Source organism: Halomonas sp. 141 (genome assembly GCF_002810305.1).
Classification (GTDB): domain Bacteria; phylum Pseudomonadota; class Gammaproteobacteria; order Pseudomonadales; family Halomonadaceae; genus Vreelandella; species Vreelandella stevensii.
This window is the reverse complement of sequence record NZ_PINZ01000160.1, coordinates 1-302: the sequence shown is the minus strand read 5'-3', so window position 1 is coordinate 302 and position 302 is coordinate 1. Positions and strand designations below refer to the sequence as shown.

The window sequence follows — 302 nt, the reverse complement described above, 5'->3', positions numbered from 1 at the left end:
TTTGTCACCAGGTATCGGGGCAAGGTGTTCACCGGCGCGCATCTCAACTCCCTCGAATTGCTTTTCGACCGAGTGTGTCGGGACTTCGAGGCGGAGCTACAGGAGTTCAACGGTGAAACCGATCACGTCCATTTGCTTGTCAACTTTCCACCCAAAGTGGCGGTATCCAGGCTGGTGAATAGTTTGAAGGGGGTATCCAGCCGGCGGATGAAGTTACTACACCCTGAACTGGTGCAGCCCGCCTACCGGAAGAACTCGCTGTGGAGTCCAAGCTACTTTGCGGGAAGTGTCGGAGGCGCCCC

The 302-nt window shown here is 56.6% G+C and carries 1 protein-coding gene; it reads left to right on the top strand.

All coding sequences use genetic code 11. From position 1 onward, the window contains the following. The coding region (tnpA, locus tag CWI66_RS18505; protein WP_232711025.1) for an IS200/IS605 family transposase at positions 1 to 302 on the top strand (302 nt) is incomplete at both ends.